General features: G+C 63.2%; 15 protein-coding genes. 10 read left to right on the top strand and 5 right to left on the bottom strand.

Features of this window, described 5'->3' with window-relative positions; translation table 11 throughout:
- Positions 1-17 precede the first annotated feature (17 nt).
- Entirely contained in the window at positions 18-1,604 is a 1,587-nt protein-coding gene (locus F2P44_RS03060) for a glycerol-3-phosphate dehydrogenase/oxidase (RefSeq protein WP_370662626.1), read from the bottom strand.
- A complete protein-coding gene (locus F2P44_RS35345) occupies positions 1,601-3,196 on the bottom strand; it encodes an FAD-binding oxidoreductase (protein WP_229423346.1) in 1,596 nt (531 codons plus the stop codon). The genes F2P44_RS03060 and F2P44_RS35345 overlap by 4 nt, the downstream gene beginning before the upstream one ends.
- A 118-nt stretch (positions 3,197-3,314) precedes the next feature.
- Between F2P44_RS35345 and F2P44_RS03065 the strand changes: the two genes are divergently transcribed.
- From F2P44_RS03065 to F2P44_RS03080, 4 genes are all read left to right on the top strand, one after another.
- Complete coding sequence (locus tag F2P44_RS03065) at positions 3,315-4,334, top strand: AraC family transcriptional regulator (RefSeq protein ID WP_229423347.1); 1,020 nt, start codon at positions 3,315-3,317, stop codon at positions 4,332-4,334.
- A 61-nt stretch (positions 4,335-4,395) separates the two neighbouring features.
- Positions 4,396-5,616 (top strand): succinyldiaminopimelate transaminase, encoded by a 1,221-nt coding sequence (dapC, locus tag F2P44_RS03070; protein WP_167084922.1) that lies wholly within the window; start codon positions 4,396-4,398, stop codon positions 5,614-5,616.
- 45 nt (positions 5,617-5,661) lie between these two features.
- Complete coding sequence (gene dapD, locus F2P44_RS03075) at positions 5,662-6,489, top strand: 2,3,4,5-tetrahydropyridine-2,6-dicarboxylate N-succinyltransferase (RefSeq protein WP_167084924.1); 828 nt, start codon at positions 5,662-5,664, stop codon at positions 6,487-6,489.
- A gap of 31 nt (positions 6,490-6,520) precedes the next feature.
- Positions 6,521-7,666: a PilT/PilU family type 4a pilus ATPase gene (locus F2P44_RS03080; RefSeq protein ID WP_167084926.1), complete on the top strand. Its 1,146-nt coding sequence runs from the start codon at positions 6,521-6,523 to the stop codon at positions 7,664-7,666.
- 46 nt (positions 7,667-7,712) lie between these two features.
- Here F2P44_RS03080 and F2P44_RS03085 read toward each other — a convergent pair whose 3' ends face one another.
- Positions 7,713-10,547 (bottom strand): P-loop NTPase fold protein, encoded by a 2,835-nt coding sequence (locus F2P44_RS03085; protein WP_167084928.1) that lies wholly within the window; start codon positions 10,545-10,547, stop codon positions 7,713-7,715.
- A 290-nt stretch (positions 10,548-10,837) separates the two neighbouring features.
- Between F2P44_RS03085 and F2P44_RS03090 the strand changes: the two genes are divergently transcribed.
- Genes F2P44_RS03090 through F2P44_RS03105 form a run of 4 tightly spaced genes read left to right on the top strand, consistent with a single transcriptional unit; the run spans position 10,838 to position 15,290 of the window.
- Positions 10,838-11,191 carry an ArsC family reductase gene (locus tag F2P44_RS03090; protein ID WP_167084930.1) on the top strand — a complete coding sequence of 118 codons (354 nt, stop codon included), beginning with the start codon at positions 10,838-10,840 and terminating at the stop codon, positions 11,189-11,191.
- Positions 11,192-11,210: 19 nt separating this feature from the next.
- Complete coding sequence (gene dapE / locus F2P44_RS03095; protein ID WP_167084932.1) at positions 11,211-12,362, top strand: succinyl-diaminopimelate desuccinylase; 1,152 nt, start codon at positions 11,211-11,213, stop codon at positions 12,360-12,362.
- A 13-nt stretch (positions 12,363-12,375) separates the two neighbouring features.
- Complete coding sequence (gene prmB, locus F2P44_RS03100; RefSeq protein WP_167084934.1) at positions 12,376-13,266, top strand: 50S ribosomal protein L3 N(5)-glutamine methyltransferase; 891 nt, start codon at positions 12,376-12,378, stop codon at positions 13,264-13,266.
- Between the two features lie 26 nt (positions 13,267-13,292).
- Positions 13,293-15,290 (top strand): ATP-binding cassette domain-containing protein, encoded by a 1,998-nt coding sequence (locus F2P44_RS03105; RefSeq protein ID WP_167084936.1) that lies wholly within the window; start codon positions 13,293-13,295, stop codon positions 15,288-15,290.
- Between the two features lie 113 nt (positions 15,291-15,403).
- Here the strand turns inward: F2P44_RS03105 and F2P44_RS03110 are convergent, their stop codons facing one another.
- The gene (locus F2P44_RS03110; protein WP_308609934.1) at positions 15,404-15,916 is read right to left on the bottom strand and encodes a chemotaxis protein CheW; all 513 of its coding nucleotides are present in this window, start codon (positions 15,914-15,916) and stop codon (positions 15,404-15,406) included.
- A gap of 199 nt (positions 15,917-16,115) precedes the next feature.
- Here F2P44_RS03110 and F2P44_RS03115 point away from each other — a divergent pair, with 199 nt between their 5' ends.
- Both F2P44_RS03115 and arfB read left to right on the top strand, forming a co-directional pair.
- Positions 16,116-17,168, top strand: coding sequence for an HDOD domain-containing protein (locus F2P44_RS03115; RefSeq protein WP_370662627.1), 1,053 nt, complete (start codon positions 16,116-16,118; stop codon positions 17,166-17,168).
- Positions 17,165-17,563: an alternative ribosome rescue aminoacyl-tRNA hydrolase ArfB gene (gene arfB, locus F2P44_RS03120; RefSeq protein ID WP_167084940.1), complete on the top strand. Its 399-nt coding sequence runs from the start codon at positions 17,165-17,167 to the stop codon at positions 17,561-17,563. Before F2P44_RS03115 ends, arfB begins: the two co-directional genes overlap by 4 nt.
- 35 nt (positions 17,564-17,598) lie before the next feature.
- Here arfB and F2P44_RS03125 read toward each other — a convergent pair whose 3' ends face one another.
- Positions 17,599-19,491, bottom strand: coding sequence for a flagellar assembly protein A (locus F2P44_RS03125; RefSeq protein ID WP_167084942.1), 1,893 nt, complete (start codon positions 19,489-19,491; stop codon positions 17,599-17,601).
- Positions 19,492-19,524: the final 33 nt, after the last annotated feature.

Below are 19,524 nucleotides of genomic sequence, written 5' to 3' on the forward strand. Positions count from 1 at the left end.
GGCTGTTGATTCTCTCGTCACGCGGGAAGGCCATAGTGCGCCTGCCATAATGCCAGATAGGCCGCTTCGCTCGCGTTCCAGCGCGCGTCGTCCCATTCCAGCTCGCCCTGGCAGATCGCGCGGATGCGCGCCATGTGCCGCACGCTGCCGCCATGCAGCTGCAATCCGAGCCGCGTGCGGCGCAGCAGCAGGTCTTCCAGGTGCTGCACCGCTTCGGTACGCGCGGCCCAGCGCAGTTCGGCCCACAGCGATTCGGTGCCGGGGATGGCTTCCAGCTCGCCCGCTTGGGCCGCGTCGATCAATGCCTGCGCGTGCGCGCCGTAGCGTCCGCGCAGGCGCCGCACCACCGCCGCGCGCAGCGGGGCGACCAGCGACGGCGATGGCGCGAACACGGGGCACGGCGCCAGGTCGTCGCGCCAGCCGGCCAGCAAGGGCATGGCGTGGCGCAGCGCGTCGAGGGCGATCACGCGGAAGGTGGTCAGCTTGCCGCCGGTGACGGTCAGCATGCCGTCTTCCAGCCACACCGCATGGTCACGCGAGGCCTTGGACGGGTCGCCCGCGCCGCTGTCGATCACCGGGCGCACGCCGGCATACGTCGCAATCACGTCCGACTCTTGCAACGCCAGTTGCGGAAATTGCGCGTGCAGCGCCGCCATCAGGTAGTCCAGTTCCGCCCGCGTGATGGCCGCTTCGCTGGCCAGGCCATCGCCGTGATCGACATCGGTGGTGCCGACCAGGGTGATGCCTTCCCACGGAAAGGCGAACACCGGGCGGCCGTCTGCCGGGTGCATCAGGCTGACCGCCTGCGCCAGCGGCAGGCGCCAGGCCGGCAGCACCAGGTGGCTGCCGCGCAGTGGCCGCAGGCGTGGGGCGGCGCCGGCATGGCCGCGCAGTTCGTCGGCCCAGGCGCCGGTGGCGTTGATGACAACGCGCGCGCGCACCTCGTGGGTGGCGCCATCGCGCCCGTCATGCAGCAGCGCGCCGTTGACGGTGCTGCCGCTGCGCAGCAGCGAACGCGCGGCCATGTAGTTGAGCGCCACCCCGCCATGAGTCTGGGCTTCCTGCAGCACGCGCAGCACCAGGCGCGCGTCGTCGGTCTTGGCATCGGTGTAGAGCATGCCGCCTTGCAGTCCGGCGCGCGCCGCGTTGGGTGTCATCATCGCGAATTCGCCGCCATCGACGTAGTGGCGCTCGCGCTTTCCGGCCATCAGGTCGTAGATCGCCAGCCCAAGCAGGAAGGTCTTGCGGCCAGGTTTGCGGCCCACGTAGTCGCCGAAGGCGAAACTTTGCGGTTCCACCAGGCCGGCAGCCCCGGCAAGCAGCGCGTCACGCTCGTGCACCGATTCGCGCGTCAGGGCGAAGCGGCCCTCTTTCAGGTAGCGCAGGCCGCCGTGCACCAGTTTCGATGAGCGGCTCGATGTGCCCCAGGCGAAGTCGCGCTGCTCGACCAGCAGCGCTTTCAGGCCTCGGCGCGACGCTTCCAGCAGGATGCCGGCGCCGGTGATGCCGCCGCCAATGATCAACAGGTCCCATTCGCGCGCCAGCAGCAGCGGCAGCGTATCTTGCCAACCGCTATGCCAGCCCTTCTGCCAGTGGCTGCTCACGGCGACACCAGCTTGCCCGGGTTCATGCGCCCGTCCGGGTCGAAGTGGCGGAACAGCGTGCGCATGGCGCCCATGCCCAGCAAGCCTTTTTCGGACGCGAGGTAGGGCGCGTGGTCGGTGCCGACGCCATGCTGGTGGCTGATGGTGCCGCCGTTGACGACGACCGCTTCCGATACGGTGCTCTTCAAACGGCGCCAGCGCTGCAAGTCTTCCTCGTAATTGCCGGAGAGGCGGTACACAAAGGTCGAGTAGACGCTGGCGCCCTGCGCATACAGGTGCGACAGGTGGGTGTAGGCGTGCACCCGCTCCCCGCAGGAGGCCATGGCCTGGGTGGCGGCATCCTCCAACGCGTGCATCATCGGGGTGACGCCCGGCCAGTCGACCGCCGTCTCCACCGTGTCGATGGCGTAGCCCTGCTCCCATGCGGCGTTGCGCAGGTAGACGTTGCGGAAGCGGTTTTGCTTCCATTTGTCGCCCATGGTGCGGCCCACGTGCACGCCGCCGCCGCCGCGCGCGACCGACAGCGCGGCGCGCAGCGCGTGTTTCGCGTTGGCGGCCGTGCCGCTGGCGCCGATCATCAGCATGCATTTGCCGACGGCGCAGCCGCGCCAGCGCAGCCAGGTTTCCAGCGCGCCGATCAGGCGCTTGTGGCCGGCCAGGGTCAGCATGGTCAGCGTTTCGAGGGGATTCGACAGGCGCAGCATCGATAGCGGCAGCTTGGCCTGCGCCAGTTCGCGCGTGGCGGCGGCCGCCGATTCCCAGTCGGGGAAGAACACGGCGTGGAAGGCTTCATACTGCGGCAGGCGGCTGACGCGCACTGTCGCTTCGGTCAGGATGCCCAAGCGCCCTTCGGAGCCGAGCACGATTTCGCGCAGGTCGGTTCCGGCGGCGGATGCGGGAAAGGTCGGCAGGTCGAGCGTGCCGGCCGGCGTTTCGACCCGCCCGCCGGCGAACAGCTGTTCGATGCGTCCGTAACGCAGCGACTGCTGGCCGGAGGACCGCGTGACCACCCAGCCGCCCAGGGTCGAATACTCGAACGATTGGGGAAAGTGGCCGAGCGTGTAGCCGAAGGCGCGCAGTTGCGCTTCCAGGTCCGGCCCCAGCACGCCGGCCCCGAACGTAGCCAGTTGCGCTTCCTTGTCCAGGTCGATCATGGCGCGCATGCGTGTCAGGTTGATGGTGAGGACCGGCGCCGCTCCCGCTTCCACGCCAACGTGGCCGGCCACGCTGGTGCCGCCGCCGTAGGGAATGACGATGGCGCCGCTGCGGGCCGCAAAATCGAGCAGCTCGCGCACTTCTTCCCCGCTTTCCGGCCAGGCCACGCCATCCGGGGCGGTGTCGATTTTGCCGTAGCGAAGGCGCAGCCAGTCAGGCAGGCTCTGGCCCAGTGCATTGGCCAGGCGCGCCGCGGCCGAGGTGTCCACCAGCGGATGCGGCGGCAGGCGGCGGCCACCGATGCGCGCGCAGGCGTCCGCGTGGCTGGTCTCCGCCCCCGGGGTCCCTGGCCCGAGACGCTCGCCCAGAAACGCCAGCGCGTCCGCGTTCAGCGCAAATTCAATGGCATCGTCGCCCCATCCGTTCCACCGCTTCATCGTTTTTTCCCGTTATACTTGGCTGTTCATCCACGGCCGCCAGCGTATGCGAAGGCGGGCTTCACGTATTGCGCTTTTATGACAACCGCTTTGTTCAAACATGCCAGGGGTTCCGCCAATGCGGCCTGACGCGCGCCGCGTCACCGGCTCTTATCTGCAGCCGCTGCTCGACGCGGCCCAGGCGCGCGGCGTCGATCCGGCCGCTTTGGCCTGCGCCGCCGGCCTGCCCGCGACGGCGCTCGAGCGCCTGCCCGATTCGCTCGGCGCGGCCGATTATGTGCGCCTGCTGGGCGCCGGCGCCGAACTGGCGGACGACCCGCATTTCGGCCTGCACGTCGGCGAACGGGTAAAACTGGGCACTTACAGCGTGTATGGACTGATTTTGCTGTCCTGCCGCGATTTTGGCCAGGCTTTCCAGCAGACCTTGCGTTACGAGCAGCTGGCGCACGACCTGGGACGCTCGGTGCTGCATCTGGATGGCCAGCAGGCGCACTACGAATGGGTCAGCAATTACCCCGAGGGCAGCCGCCATCTGGTCGAAAGCGTATTTGCCGGGATCCGCACCTTCAGCACCTGGCTGGCCGGGGCCGCGCTGCCGGCGCCGCAACTGGGCTTCACGCATGCACAGGCGGCCGACGGCGCCGAGTACGAGCGCATTTTCGGCACCCTGCCGCGCTTTGGCGCGCCGGTCAACGCGGCCGGTTTCGACGCCCAGCTGCTTGGCTGGCCGGTGCCGAATGCCGACGTGGGCCTGTATCCGGTGCTGCAGCAGCATGCCGAACAGCTGCTGCGCGAGCGCAGCCGGCGCGACGACGGGGTGGTGGCCCAGGTGCATGCGGCCATCATCCGCAACCTGGCGCACGACCGGGTACGGCTGGCCAGCATCGCCGAGGAACTCAAGCTCTCGCCGCGCACCCTGCAACGCAAACTGAGCGAGGCCGGGGCCAGCTTCCAGCAGGTGCTCGACCAGGCACGCTACGCGCTGGCCACCGATTACCTGCGCCAGGGCAGCCTGTCGCTGGTCGATATCGCGTTTTTGCTGGGTTATCAAGAGCAAAGCGCGTTCTCCCACGCGTTCAAGGAATGGTCCGGCGTAAATCCCGGAGCATGGCGCGACAGCGGCCATTTGCGCCTATAATACGTCGCTGTCCCGATCTACGCTAACCCTGCGCTTCCCCTGCGCCAAACCTGGCAACGCCGTGAATCCACATCTCGACAAACTGCACCCCTACCCTTTTGAAAAACTGCGCCAGTTGTTCGCGGGCGTGACCCCGAACCCGGACTACGCGGCCATCAGCCTTGGCATCGGCGAGCCCAAACACCCGACGCCCGCCTTCATCCAGAAGGCGCTGGCGCACGGCGTGGCGGGACTGTCCACCTATCCGACCACGGCCGGCAGCGATGCCCTGCGCGCTGCCATCGCCGGCTGGCTGGAACGGCGCTATGGCGTGCCGACGCTCAATCCGGCCACCCAGGTGCTGCCGGTGAACGGCTCGCGCGAAGCCCTGTTCGGGATCGCCCATTGCGTCGTCGACGCCTCCCGGCCGGCGCCGCTGATCGTCTGCCCCAATCCGTTCTACCAGATTTACGAGGGCGCGGCCTACCTGGCCGGGGCCGTGCCGTACTTCGTCAATTCGGAACCGGGCCGCAATTTCGGCTGCGATTACGCCAGCGTGCCGGACGATATCTGGCCGCGCGTGCAACTGCTGTACCTGTGCACCCCGGGCAACCCGACCGGTGCCACCCTGTCGCTGGAAGACTGGAAGCAGCTGTTCGCGCTGTCCGACCGCCACGGCTTCGTGATCGCCGCCGACGAATGCTATTCCGAGATTTACCATACCAGCGTAGCGCCGCTGGGCGCGCTGGAAGCGGCGCACCAGCTGGGACGCAGCGGCGGCGAGACCCCGTACGCGAACCTGATCGTGTTTTCCAGCCTGTCCAAGCGTTCCAACGTGCCGGGCATGCGCTCCGGCTTCGTGGCGGGCGATCCGGCCGTGATCAAGAAGTTCCTGCTGTACCGCACCTACTGCGGCGGCGCCATGTCGCCACCGGTGCAGGCGGCGTCCATCGCGGCCTGGGGCGACGAAACCCACGTCCAGGAAAACCGCGTCAAGTACCGCGAAAAGTTCGCCCTCGTCACCCCGCTGCTCAAGGAAGTGATGGATGTGGAACTGCCCGACGCCGGTTTTTACCTGTGGGCCGATGTGCGCCGCAGCGGCCTGTCGGACACCGAATTCGCGCGCCGTCTTTACGCGGAATATAATGTCACGGTCCTGCCGGGCAGCTACCTGGCGCGCGACGCCCACGGGCTCAACCCGGGCAGCGGCCGTATCCGCATGGCCCTGGTCGCCGAAGTCGACGAGGGCGTCGAAGCGGCCCTGCGCATCGTCCAGTTTTGCAAAGTCCTGAAGTCGCAATGAATCTGTCGCACCGAATCCGCCATACCACCTAATAAGATACCGATCATGACCCAACAACTTCAAAACCTCATCGACACCGCCTGGGAACAGCGCGCCGAAATCACCCCGGCCAACGGCACGGCGGAACTGCGCGAGGCAGTGGCCCACGTGATCGCAGGCCTGGACGACGGCAGCATGCGCGTGGCGCAAAAAACCGGTGCCGACTGGGTGGTCAACCAGTGGATCAAGAAAGCGGTGCTGCTCTCCTTCCGCCTCGAAAACAACAGCGTCATGACGTCCGACGGCACCATGCAGTTCTACGACAAGGTACCGACCAAGTTCGCCAGCTACACGGCCGACGATTTCGCGCGTGGCGGTTTCCGCGTGGTGCCGCCGGCGGTGGCCCGGCGCGGCAGCTTCATCGCCAAGAACGTGGTCTTGATGCCGTCCTACGTCAATATCGGCGCCTACGTCGATGAAGGCGCCATGGTCGACACCTGGGCCACGGTCGGTTCGTGCGCGCAGATCGGCAAGAACGTGCACCTGTCCGGCGGCGTCGGCATCGGCGGCGTGCTCGAACCGATGCAGGCCAATCCGACCATCATCGAAGACAACTGCTTCATCGGCGCCCGTTCGGAGATCGTCGAAGGCGTCATCGTCGAGGAAAATTCGGTCATTTCGATGGGCGTGTACATCGGCCAGTCGACCAAGATCTACGACCGCGCCACCGGCGAAGTGAGCTACGGCCGCGTGCCGGCCGGTTCGGTGGTGGTGTCGGGCAACCTGCCGTCGGAAGATGGCAGCTACAGCCTGTACTGCGCCGTGATCGTGAAACGTGTGGACGCCAAGACACGCGCGAAAACCGGTATCAACGAATTGCTGCGCGGTATCTGATACAGTAAAAGTCCAAACCAGGAGAAAAAAAATGGCAATGGACCGCTTGTTCCATCTGATGAAAGAAAAAAACGCGTCGGACATGTTCTTCGCGGTCAATTCGCCCGTCCACATCAAAATCAACGGCAACCTGATTCCCATCAATCAGCAAAAGCTGGAGCCGGAAAACATTTCCGCCCTGCTCGCGGAAATCTGCACCCAGGCACAGATGGATGAGCTGATGCGCGAAAACGAGCTGAACATGGGTATTTCGGTCGCCAATCTGGGCCGCTTCCGTTTGTCGGCCTTCCGCCAGCGCGGCACGATTTCGGCCGTGTTCCGGTTTGTGCCGGCCGTGATTCCGGCGCTGGAAGACCTGGGCCTGCCGCACGTGCTGGCCGACCTGATCATGGAAAAGCGCGGCTTGCTGCTGCTGGTCGGCGCGACCGGTTCGGGCAAGTCGACCACCATCGCCTCGATGCTGGACCACCGCAACGAGTTGCGCGCCGGCCACATCCTGACCCTGGAAGACCCGATCGAATACCTGTTCAAGAACAAGAAATCGATCGTCAACCAGCGTGAAATCGGCAGCGATGCCAGCAGTTTCTACACGGCACTGCGCAATTCGATGCGCCAGGCGCCCGATTGCATCCTGATCGGCGAGATCCGCGACAAGGAAACCATGGCTGCGGCCCTGGCCTACGCCCAGTCGGGCCATTTGGTGCTGGCAACTTTGCACGCAAACAACTCGTACAACGCGCTGAACCGGATCATCAGTTTTTACCCGATCGAAAACCGGCCCGCGCTGCTGCAGGATTTGTCGTCGGCGGTCAAGGCGATCGTGTCGCAGCGCCTGGTGCGCTCGGCGGCCGGCGGCACGCGCCAGGCGGCCGTCGAAATCATGGTCAATACGCGCTATATTGCCGACCTGATCGACAATGGCGAGATCGGCCAGATCAAGGAAGCGATGGAAAACAGCCTCTCGCCGGGCTCGCAGACCTTCGAATCGGCCTTGTACGAACTGGTCAAGAGCGGCCTGATCACCCAGGAAGAAGGCTTGGCCAATGCGGACTCGGCCACCAACCTGTTGTGGCTTCTTAACAACGGTCCGGAAGTGCGCGCGGCCAGCACCCAGGAGGCGGCGCCAAAGCCGGTCGAGGAATCGTCCTCGTTTACCGAGTTCACGCTCAATAGCTGATTCGGGAAAGAAGAACACCGCCGCGCCCCCAGTCGCGGCGATGTTTTTAGCCGGGCATTTCGTCGGCGGTTTTACCTGCCTCCTTGCCATCCGCCTCTTCACTATCTTCCTTCTGCTCATCTTCATGATCCGAATCGAACATGGAGCCTGGTGGAAGGGTTCCGGTTGCGAGGAAGGACATCATTTGTTTGACGTTGCGGCCCTTGAACTGATCAAGGAAGTGATCCAGGTCGTGCATGTCGATGACCGCGTTACGGAATGCGATCAGTATCCCACTATATTCTTTTGGATCAGTAAGCATTGTCTGCAGATATACCCGTCCAAGATTCACCGAGCCACTATACGAAGGCAAGGTCGGATAGGTATATAACAGCAAATAGAGCAGGTACCCGCAAAGCAGCTCCTTCTCAGCCTCGGACAACGGCCGCATGTCGCTCAACAGGAGCTGGACATCGGGTTCAGGATTTCGCTTCAATACGCGAAGGTACTCGTAGAGCGACGGGGACGACATGAGGCTTTGAAGGACGATTTTTGCCTCGTTATGCGCACACGCCACCTCAAAAAGATAGGGTAGCGTCACTGCTAAATCATCGACCCGCACCGGTGAATTTTCTTCTACCAAGAGCTCGATCAGCTTTTCCAGCAATGCCGCCTCCACTTTGCCTGACCGGGCATTGAGGAATCTGAGGCTAGTGACTTTCGCCTCTGCGGTACGGTGATGAAAAGTCGCATTCAATTCAGCTCTCAATGTTGCTTCTACTTCGTCCAAGTTGAATGCGTCAAGCAGCTCTTCGCGTCCATGCTCCTTCAGGCGACTGTAGAAGGGGATAAGCTCTGCGACAGATAAAGGAAAGCTATACGACGTCAGCGCGTCCGCGTCCGCGTCGCCAAGATACTTCCTCAGTGTCGGACTAGACCAGAGCCGGTACACTGACTGAAGCGGCCCGGCGTCTCCCGACACCGTAATACTGAACAGCAATTTGCTTTCGATATTCGTAAAGAACATCTTCGACCTGCGCAGCGCTAATCCGATGCATTCCTTTAATGCCCTGCTCTCGTCCTGATTGACAAGAGCTTCAATAGCACCAGCCAGTTTGGGGGAACCCATTGGCAACATAGTCACTACCGCGATTGCCTTTCCAATGTTGCCGATCAGCAGTGCACGTTTATGAGCGCTATTTTTTTCAATAAATGCCTTTTCGAGCAGAACTAATAAAGCATCGATAAACCCGATCGGGTCGCGTGCCCGACCAACAAGAGTGTCGCCAATAACGCTATCGAACAGATCGGCGAACTGGCGCTCATCATAGCGCTCGGCCAGTCCGCGCCCGGCTGCGCGGGAAGATAGCAAATCTTCGATCAACTGGCGATCCAGGATCTGCGCTGCCGATTCCTTCGGCAGGCTCGATTCGAGAGCCAGCAGAGAAATTTCGATGTCGTTTCCCAGCAAGTCTTCGTGCAGTGTGATTCGCTTCTCCAATATTTCCCTTCTCAAGTCATGAATTTTCTTGCTTCGCTTGAGAATGGAAAAATAGGCGTAATGTGGCAGGATAATTTCATCTCCCCACTGGAGGTTGATGATAACCATATTATTGACAATACTGATTAACTCCCGCGGCCCAGGCGGATGAGACACGCCAAAACATCGGGCAAACAGGACATAAATGGTGTGCAGTACGTCCGGCGTCGCTTTTTCGCAAAACACCTTTCGAATCTGCTCATCCATATAGATCCTCCAGTTCGACAACACCGGCGCCGGAACAAACACATTCAGCTGAAAAATCTTGTCGAGAAAATGCGACCCGGACTCAACGATGCCTCCTGCGGCATCTTGGCCACTAGCCTGGCTTATTGCTTGCTGCGAAGCGTCTTCCTTTTCGGCGGCGGGAACCACCAGCGCATCCCGCGCATAGGGAACGATCACCCATAATCGTTTAAACCATTCGGCTCCAATAAATTGCGGGTTATCGATGAAGGCGCGTAGCACCGGCCAGACGGCGCTTGCCTCGTCTTCGGAAAGACGATCAAGATTATCAAGAACGATCACCAGCTTCCACTGATCTTTATCCAGCAAATCAACCATCAACTCGTTGAAAATGGCCTGAAACTCGATGGTCGACGGCTCCAGCGACTCGGATGTTTGCGAGCGCTCACTAGTCGGACCTTTTTGAAAAAATATCGTCCATAGTTGGCCGCGTTCGCCATCGCCATCGCCATCGCCATGCTTGCGCAGAAGATGGGCCATCAGCAAATACGGCGTGACGACGCAGGTCACCGCGACGACCAGCAACCCTTCTCCAAATGCCAGCGGCCATGCGTCGAACTTCAGGCTGTCGGCATATTTAGTCAATGTGAGCACCAACACCGACAGCGCGATCGGCAACAATGACAGCGACACTAGCAGCGCCTTCCCAACACCCGAGATGATCGGCTCGACACGTTTTTCATGCTGCTTGATGCGCCGGGACAGATCGGATTTCTTTTTCATCCACTTCGCGCAGACGGCCGTTGCCTTGGCGGCAGCGTTCTCTTTGCCAGACTCGGGCGCGACCGTCGCATGCAGGCGGAAAAATCCCTTTTCTCCCGCACTTGCCTCGATCAAGGCCTCAAGGAAAGCACGCCTGAGCGGATCGCCAGCATGGACCCAAGCGTCGAAATTGAAAAAGAACACCTTTTCCTGGACAGAGCATGCTTTCTGCAACAGCCTGATAATACTGGACTTGCCCGCCCCCCATTTTCCTTCGAGGCCGATGGTCTTCCCGCCCTTCCCTTCGCAGATGATACGCTTCATGGCTTTGGCGATGCCCTCGTGCGAGTTCAGTTGATCTTTGTCTGAGGGTACGTCTTCAAGAAACAGAGAATTTTCGGACATTTTTGCCATTGGAAAAGTTAATCGTACGAACAGAGTTGCAGTCAATCAAATTGTAACCATGTGTAGATATTGTCGATATTAATCGATTGGCAAATCGGTGCTTACCGAAATCGAAATATTCACTACGCATATTCCGCGTTGCTTATTGTGCGGGCCAAAGTAGCCTTCGGTCTGGCGATGATTGCCTCCATCGCCCCGCTATCAATGGTGCGCCTGTGGTATCCTCCCGGGTTCCCCAAGAATACTATGGCAACCGCGCCCGCATGCCGGGCGACGGCTGGCCGCGCTCCTGATCGACCATGAAAAAAACCCTGTACGGCATTCCCAACTGCGACACCGTCAAAAAAGCCCGCACCTGGCTGACCGGCCACGCGCAGGCTTTCGACTTCCACGACTTTAAAAAGCAGGGGCTCGAACGCGCCACCGTGGCCGCCTGGCTAGACCAGATCGACTGGGAAGTGCTGGTCAACCGCAAGGGCACGACCTGGCGCAAGCTGCCCGACGAACGGCGCGCGGCCATCGTCGACAAGGCCAGCGCGCTCGAACTGATGCTCGAACAGCCGTCCGTCATCAAGCGCCCCGTCCTCGCGGGCGCCGGCAAGCTGTCGGTCGGCTTTTCCGACGACCGGTACCGCCAGATCTTTTCACTGTAATGTCCTGCCAAAGACCACAATGACCTTTTCCCGTACCCTCGCGCTGACCGAAAAACTGATTGCGCTGTCCTCGATCACGCCCGATGACAAAGGCTGCCAGCAGCACCTGATCGACCTGCTCTCGCCGCTCGGCTTCGTGTGCGAGACCATCGAATCGAATGGCGTGACCAATCTGTGGGCGCGCAAGGGCAGCGCCTCCCCGGTATTCGTGTTCGCCGGCCATACCGACGTGGTGCCGACCGGCCCCGTCGAACAATGGCAATCGCAGCCCTTCATTCCGACCCAGCGCGACGGCAAGCTGTATGGGCGCGGCGCGGCCGACATGAAGACCTCGATCGCGGCCATGGTCGTGGCCTGCGAAGAATTCATCGCCGAGCACCCGGACCACACTGGCTCGATCGCCTTTCTCATCACCAGCGACGAGGAAGGCCCGGCCACCGACGGCACCGTGGTGGTGTGCCGCCTGCTGGAACAACGCGGCGAAAAGATCGATTACTGCCTGGTGGGCGAACCGACATCGGCCCACGTATTGGGCGACATGATCAAGAATGGCCGCCGTGGTTCGCTGTCGGGCAAGCTGGTGATCAAGGGCATCCAGGGCCACATCGCCTACCCGCAGCTGGCGCGCAACCCGATCCACCAGAGTGCGCCGGCGCTGGCCGAACTGGCCGCCGAGCAGTGGGACGCGGGCAATGAATACTATCTGCCGACGTCGTGGCAGATGTCCAACATCCACGCCGGCACGGGCGCCAATAATGTGATCCCGGGCGACGTGACGATCGACTTCAACTTCCGCTTTTCGACCGCCAGCAGCGCCGACGGCCTCGAGGCGCGCGTGCATGCGATCCTCGACAAGCACGGCCTGGAATACGATTTGGCGTGGACCTTGTCCGGCCTGCCCTTCCTGACCCCGCGCGGCACGCTGTCCGATGCCTTGTCGGCCGCCATCCTCACCGAGACCGGCGTGCAGACCGAATTGTCGACCACGGGCGGGACCTCGGACGGGCGCTTCATCGCCCGCATCTGCCCGCAGGTGATAGAATTCGGCCCTCCAAATGCCAGCATCCACAAGATCGACGAGCACATCGACGTGCGTTTCATCGATCCGCTCAAGAATATCTATCGCCGCACGCTCGACAACCTGCTGGCGCCTGCGCCGCACAACACATGACCCGAGAACAGCCATGACCACTACCCTGTTTACTACCCCGCGCGACCTGCTGCGCTACGCAATCACCCGTTTCAACGGCGCCAAGCTGTTTTTCGGCCACGGCAGCGCCGAAGCGCTGGACGAAGCGGCTTACCTGATCCTGCATACGCTCAAGCTCCCGCTCGACAAGCTCGATCCCTTCCTCGACGCGCGCCTGCTGCCCGACGAAGTGCTGCAAGTGCTGGCCGTGATCGAACGCCGCGCCAACGAGCGCGTGCCGGCCGCCTACATCACCAACGAAGCGTGGCTGGGCACCTACGCCTTCTACGTCGACGAGCGCGTGATCGTGCCGCGTTCCTTCATCCATGAACTGATTCCGCACCAGTTCAGCCCCTGGGTGGAAGATCCGTACGCGGTCGAGAACATCCTCGAACTGTGCACCGGGTCGGGCTGCCTGGCGATCATGATGGCCGACGCCTTCCCCGACAGCGTGGTCGATGCGGTCGATATCTCCAACGATGCGCTGGCCGTGGCCGAGCACAATATCCGCGAATACAAGCTCGAAGGCCGGGTCAATCCGATCGCCTCGGACCTGTACCAGAATGTCCCGTTCAAAAAATACGACCTGATTATCTCGAACCCGCCCTACGTCAATTCGGCGTCGATGGCGTCGCTGCCGCCCGAGTACCTGCGCGAGCCGCAGATTGCGCTCGACGGCGGCGCCGACGGCATGGACCTGGTGCGCAAGATCGTCGCCGGCGCGGCCGAACGCCTCACGCCGAACGGCATCCTGATGGTCGAAATCGGCAACGAGCGCGATTATGCGGAAGCGGCCTTCGGCCACCTCGGCCTGACCTGGGTGACCACCAGCGCGGGCGACGACATGGTTTTCCTGCTCACCGCAGAACAATTGCAAGCACAGTAATCCCCACTCATTACAAAAAGTAGAACATGATCCGTTTCCTGAACGTTAGCCTGATGCGCGGCACCAAGCCGCTGCTGGAAGGCGTCGACCTTACCCTCAACCCGGGCGATAAAATCGGCCTGATTGGTGCCAATGGTGCCGGCAAATCGAGCCTGTTCGGCATGCTGCGCGGCGAACTGCACCCGGACCAGGGCGAGATCGATTTCCCCGCCAAATGGCGCATGGCTTACGTGGCCCAGGAAACGCCGCCGCTCGAACGCGCGGCGCTCGATTACGCCATCGACGGCGACGTCCACCTGCGCAAGCTGGAAGCGGAACTGGCGCGCCTGGAGTCCGAGCCGGAATCGACCGAGAACGGCATCGCCATCGGCGAGATCTACAGCGCGCTGGCCGACGCCGACGCCTACACGGTGCAGTCACGCGGCGAACAGCTGCTGCTGGGCCTTGGTTTTTCGCTGTCGCAGATGCAGCAGCCGATCGCCAGCTTCTCGGGTGGCTGGCGCATGCGCCTGAACCTGGCGCAGGCCCTGATGTGCCCTTCCGACCTGCTGCTGCTCGATGAACCGACCAATCACCTGGATCTGGACGCGATCATCTGGCTGGAAGACTGGCTCAAACGCTACGCCGGCACCCTGATCATCATTTCGCACGATCGCGACTTCCTCGACGAAATCGTCAACGTCATCGTGCACATCGACGAGCGCAGGCTGAAACGCTACTCGGGCAACTATTCCGGTTTCGAGCGCCAGCGCGCGGCCCAGATGATCCTGGCCGCCGGCGCCCTCGCCAAGCAGCAGCGCCAGCGCGCCCACCTTGAGTCCTTCGTGAACCGCTTCAAGGCGCAAGCCTCGAAAGCGCGCCAGGCCCAGAGCCGCATGAAGGCGCTGGAGAAAATGGAAGAACTGGCGCCATTGCGCGCCGCCGCCGAATTCTCGTTCGAATTCCGCGAGCCGCTGTCCGCACCGAATCCGCTGCTGGTGATGGAAGACGTGGACGCCGGCTACCACATCCTCGACGAGCATGGCGACAAGGTCGGCGACAAGGTGATCGTATCAAACATCAAGTTCTCCCTGCAAATCGGCCAGCGCATTGGTCTCCTGGGTGTGAACGGCGCCGGTAAATCGACGCTGATCAAGACCATCGCCGGCGAACTGATGCCGCTGACGGGCGACGCCACGCTCGGCAAGGGCCTGTCGATCGGTTACTTCGCCCAGCACCAGGTGGAAATGCTGCGCCATGACGAATCGCCCCTGTGGCACCTGGCCAAAATTGCGCCGACGGTGCGCGAGCAGGAGCTGCGCAACTTCCTGGGCGGCTTCAACTTCCCCGGCAATATGGTGACCAGTCCGATCCGCCCGTTCTCCGGCGGCGAGAAAGCGCGCCTGGCACTGGCGCTGATCGTCTGGCAGCGCCCTAACCTGCTGCTGCTCGATGAACCAACCAATCACCTGGACCTGGAAACGCGCGAGGCGCTGACCATGGCGCTGGCGCAGTTCGAGGGCACGCTGGTGGTGGTATCGCACGATCGCCACCTGCTGCGCGCCACCACCGACCAGTTCATCATCGTCGCCGACGGCAAGCTGCAACCGTTCGACGGTGATTTGGACGACTACAAGGACTGGCTGTTCCAGACCAAGCTTGGCAAGGGCACCACCGTGCTGCCGGCGGCGGGCAAGGACAACAAGACGGCTTTCCCGGTCGCGACCGCGGTGGCCGCGCCAGCCGCGCCGGTGGCCGACAAGAAGGACCAGAAGCGCCAGGACGCGGAGCAGCGCCAGCGCACGGCCGCGCTGCGCAAACCGATCGAGGGCAAGATCAAGCGCCTGGAAGAGCAGATCGCCAAGCGCAACGAGCAGAAGGCTGAGGTTGACGGTAAGCTCGGCGAAGCGAGCATCTATGAAGCAGCCAACAAGGCCAAGCTGAAAACGCTGCTGGCGGACCAGTCGTTCTACAAGAAGGACCTGGCGCAGCTGGAAGCGGAATGGATGGAGTTGCAGGAGCAGCTGGAAGGTTTGGCGGCTTAATACGCACGCACGGCCGTTACCCCTAAAACCGTCGCCCCCGCCGAGTGCCGCCTTGGCGCGGGGGCGGCGGTTTTCAGGTTAGCGGGAGCGCAGACATGCGCGCGTGACGATTCTCATGCTGCCTTTTGCGCACCGGCGACGCTCTCGCGCCGGATCGACATCAGCTTGTCGATGTCCACCAAAATCAGGCGCCGTCCATCGGTTTCGCCGAGCCCCATCAGGTAGTCGCAGCCGCTGTCGCGGGTCAGGCCCGGAATCGGCGAGATCTGGTCCGGGGACATGCGCACCACATCGGTCACCCCATCGACCACCATCCCCATCACGCACGTCGACAACTGCAGGATGATCACGTCGGTCATCGGGTCGGGCGAAGCGGCGCGCTCCGCGACGCGCTCCGCGACGCGCTCGTTGAACGCGACCCGCATGTCCACCAGCGGCATGATCACGCCACGCGACACCGCTACCCCTTTGACGATCGCGCCTTCCGAGGCGAAGCGTTCGAGCGACTTGAATGTGCGCAACTCCTTCACCTTGCGAAAATCGACCCCGTACTCCATGCCCCCCAACTGGAAGCTCAGGAACTCCATCTTGCCGATCGGGGCAGACTGCGTTGACATCGTGTGCATGGTGGTCCTTTCGTCTTTGCGGGGCTGCGGCAAGGTCGCGAAACCCCATCGTAATGCGCGTGTACAAGGCTCTCGTTGAGCGCGATCAAGGTTTCCAGCGGCCCGCCTGCGCTTGCAATGCAACGGGAACGCTTTACAATGGGGCGGCAATATTCCGGGGGACAATTGCAAACTTGAAGGGTGGACAATGTATCAATGGGTGAAGCGAATCTTTTCGGCTTCCGGGCCGGCGCCGGATGCACCTGGCCGGACGCCAGGCAGCCAGCCGGCACCCGCCGTTGCCGCCAGCGCGGCGCCAGCGGGCAACGCCGCCCAGCTCTCGTTCGAGCAGCGCGACGGGGTCAACGGCAGTTACTTCAATTGGCTGTTCGACAATACCGATGTGACCGGCCTGGATACCACGCCACACGAAAACCAGGTGCTCGACGCGCTGGCAGCCATCCTGGCGTCGCAGCAGTCGGGCGCGGCACTGGTGCGGCGCCTGCCCGGCCTGCTGCCGCAACTGCTGCAAAGCCTGCGCAGCGATAACTTTTCGGGCGCGCAACTGTCGCGCACCATTTCCAACGATGTGGTGCTGGTGGCGGCCGTGATCCGCATGGCCAATACCTCGTTCAAGGGCAGCGGCACCACCATCACCAGCGTCGAACACGCGGTCATGCTGATCGGCCAGGAAGGCTTGCGCCACCTGATCACCAGCGTCGCTTTCCGCCCCATCATCGACCTCAATTCGGGCCAGTACACGCGCCTGCTGGCGCCACGCATCTGGGACCAGTCCGAGCGCTGCGCGGTGGCCAACCGCATGCTGGCCGAGGACATGGGCATCGATCCCTTCGAGGCCTTCCTCGCGGGGCTGGTGCAGAACGTGGGGCTGATCGTCACCCTGCGCATCATGGACCAGATGAGCAAGAGCGAGAAAGAACTGGGTTCCGAGATGTTTTGCGCGCGCCTGGTGCGCGACGCCCGCATCCTCACCTGCAGCATCGGGCGCGAATGGAATTTCCCCGAGAGCGTGGTCAGCGCCATCGGCGAGCAGGCCGGCATGCGCAAGGGCGTGCCGGTGTCGCCGCTGGGACGCTTGCTGACCCAGTCCGATTACCTGAGCAAGGTACGCATCCTGGTCGACAACGAGCGCCTCGACAAGGGCGATCCGGTGCTGTTCAAGGGCCTCTCGCCACGGGCGATGGCGTGCTACCGCGAGCTCGATGCGATCGATGACGACGTGGCGGCAGCGCCCGCGGCGCCGGCGCCGTGAGCGCGACCATCGATCCGGGCCAGGTGGAGTTTTCCGCGATTCGCGCCCAGGGGCCCGGCGGGCAGAATGTGAACAAGGTATCGTGCGCGGTGCACCTGCGCTTCGACGTGGGCGCGTCGTCGCTGCCGGACGCCATCAAGGAACGGCTGCTGGCCCTGTCGGACCAGCGCATCACCCAGGCCGGCGTGGTGGTGCTCAAGGCGCAGCAATCGCGCAGCCTGGAGCAGAACAAGGAAGATGCGCTGCGCCGGCTGCAGGAGCTGGTCGACAGCGTGGCCGTGCTGCCTACGGTGCGGCGCGCGACGCGGCCGACCCGCAGCTCGCAGCGCAAGCGGCTCGACTCCAAGACCCGCAGCGGACAGACCAAGGCGATGCGGGGGAAGGTCAGCGAATAAGCGAATCGGCGATAGCGCGCCACCGTCGCGCTAACTCATACCCCGCTCTGCCAGTCCACCGCGCCCTCGTCCGCAACCAAAATCACTTCGCCCTCGGCGCGCTTGGTGCGCAGCTTGAGCTTGATGTCCTTGGCGGGAAAATCGTAGATGCTGGTGCCGTCCGGGTTGTAGGTCATCGAACGCACCACGGTTTCGCCCTCCAGCCGCTTGACCGCCACCGAACTGACGCCGGTGCTGTCGCTGCGCTGCCGCACCAGCTCCTCCACCAGCGTAGCGCCGGCCTGCTGCTCCGTCTCGGCCGCCTTCACCTCCAGCGATACCTTGGCGATCGCCTTCAAGGCCGGCCCCACCGCCAGCGCCATCTTCTGGAACATCGGCACCTGCTCCTCGGTGAGAATCAGCTCCTTCTTGCGCACCTTGGAGGCCAGCATGACGTACTTGCGCACGTCCTGCTCGTTGGTCATCGCTTCCATCTCGGCCTTGCGGCGCGCCGCCAGCTCGCCGAACTGCGTGACCCGCGCGGACATCGCCGCGATCACGTCATCCAGGCGCGCGGTGTCGGGCTGCAGCGCGAAGATGCTCATCTCGCTCTGGCGGCGCGGCCCGGCGCTGTTGATCGCGACCGTGCGCGCCGCGATGGCGCAGCCCTCGGCCTGGCTGATCACCACTTCATCGGCCATGATCTCGCAGTTCACCGCATGCGTGATCGTTACGCGCGTCCCCGACACGATGCAGCTCTCGGCGCGGTTGATGACCACCTCGCCCAGGCTGGCCTGGATCACCGAGCCCGAGGCCACGCCCTTGACGCGGATATCGCCGCGCGCATTGTGCGCGCTGCCGCCAACCAGGTTGCTGTTCAACAGGACCGTGCCGCCGCGCGAAATGATGCTGCCGAAGACGTCGGCGTGGATGATGATGCCCTCGCCTTCGACCACGCGCTTTTCCTGCACTTCGCCGAATTCCTCGAAGTCGCCGGTCAGCTTGAGGTTTCCCGTGGTGCGCGAACTGACGCCATCGCGGCTGACGATCTTGTCGCCCACCGAAATCTGCCCGCTCGCACTGTCCACGTTCAAAAAACCGGCCTGCTGCGCGATCAGGAATTCGCCCTCGCCCGATACCTCGACCACGGTGCCCGGACCGGCCATGGGCGCCACTTCGGCATCCTCGGGAATGGGCGGATCGATGCGCAGTCCGGACAGCTCGAAACCGGCCGTGCCTGGCACGCGCGGCACCTTCTTGAGCAGGCGCACGCCCTTGTCGACTTGCGGAAAGCGGTTCTGGAAGGCCATCAGATCGAGCTTGCCGTTGGCCAGTTGCAGCGGCGCGTCACTGCGATGCAGGTCGCTGGTCACTTCGATCACATGCGCGTCGCGCCCCGCGCGCGGTTCGAGCAGGCTGGCCACCACCACGCGCTCGGACTTGCCGCTGTCGATGGCCGCGCGCACCGCCTCGACGTCGATCCCGAAGCGGATGCCCTTGCCCCACATGTCGGCGATGAATTCGTCCACGTCGAGCCGGGCCACGGTCTCCGGTCCGTCCGGATCGTCGGGGTCGCTCACATACACCGGCTCGAAAACGTATTCGGCCTTGCCGCGATTGATCTTGACCGCCTTGTAGAGCTGCCGGCGCAGCGGACTGAACGGCTGGATATCGGAAGCGATGCGGATGATCACGTGGCCGTCTGGCGAGCGCGGCAACGGCGGCCCGGCCCCGTAAATGGCCTTGATCAGTAGCGGATAGTCGAGCTCGACCAGGTAGCTGGTGGCGAAGATGCGGTCGATGGCGGCGCTGAAGGTCGTGCCGAGCACGCTCGGGTCGCCGTACACGCCATCCGGGCGCTGGATGATGCACTGGTCCAGCTCAAGCGGCGCAGTCCCCGCCACCGCAGGCGGACGCGGCGCGCTGACGCCAGAAAATTCATTCGACACGACGGCGCTCCATGAGGGGCTTATATACCTGGC

It is taken from the genome of Massilia frigida, from assembly GCF_011682175.1.
Taxonomy (GTDB): Bacteria; Pseudomonadota; Gammaproteobacteria; order Burkholderiales; family Burkholderiaceae_D; genus Telluria_A; species Telluria_A frigida.

Bases quoted from the DNA above. Each gene is read 5' to 3' on its own strand.
- F2P44_RS35345 (WP_229423346.1), bottom strand. From the start codon at position 3,196: ATGAAGCGGTGGAACGGATGGGGCGACGATGCCATTGAATTTGCGCTG.
- F2P44_RS03065 (WP_229423347.1), top strand. From the start codon at position 3,315: ATGCGGCCTGACGCGCGCCGCGTCACCGGCTCTTATCTGCAGCCGCTG.
- dapD (WP_167084924.1), top strand. From the start codon at position 5,662: ATGACCCAACAACTTCAAAACCTCATCGACACCGCCTGGGAACAGCGC.
- F2P44_RS03080 (WP_167084926.1), top strand. From the start codon at position 6,521: ATGGCAATGGACCGCTTGTTCCATCTGATGAAAGAAAAAAACGCGTCG.
- F2P44_RS03085 (WP_167084928.1), bottom strand. From the start codon at position 10,547: ATGGCAAAAATGTCCGAAAATTCTCTGTTTCTTGAAGACGTACCCTCA.
- F2P44_RS03090 (WP_167084930.1), top strand. From the start codon at position 10,838: ATGAAAAAAACCCTGTACGGCATTCCCAACTGCGACACCGTCAAAAAA.
- dapE (WP_167084932.1), top strand. From the start codon at position 11,211: ATGACCTTTTCCCGTACCCTCGCGCTGACCGAAAAACTGATTGCGCTG.
- prmB (WP_167084934.1), top strand. From the start codon at position 12,376: ATGACCACTACCCTGTTTACTACCCCGCGCGACCTGCTGCGCTACGCA.
- F2P44_RS03105 (WP_167084936.1), top strand. From the start codon at position 13,293: ATGATCCGTTTCCTGAACGTTAGCCTGATGCGCGGCACCAAGCCGCTG.
- F2P44_RS03110 (WP_308609934.1), bottom strand. From the start codon at position 15,916: ATGCACACGATGTCAACGCAGTCTGCCCCGATCGGCAAGATGGAGTTC.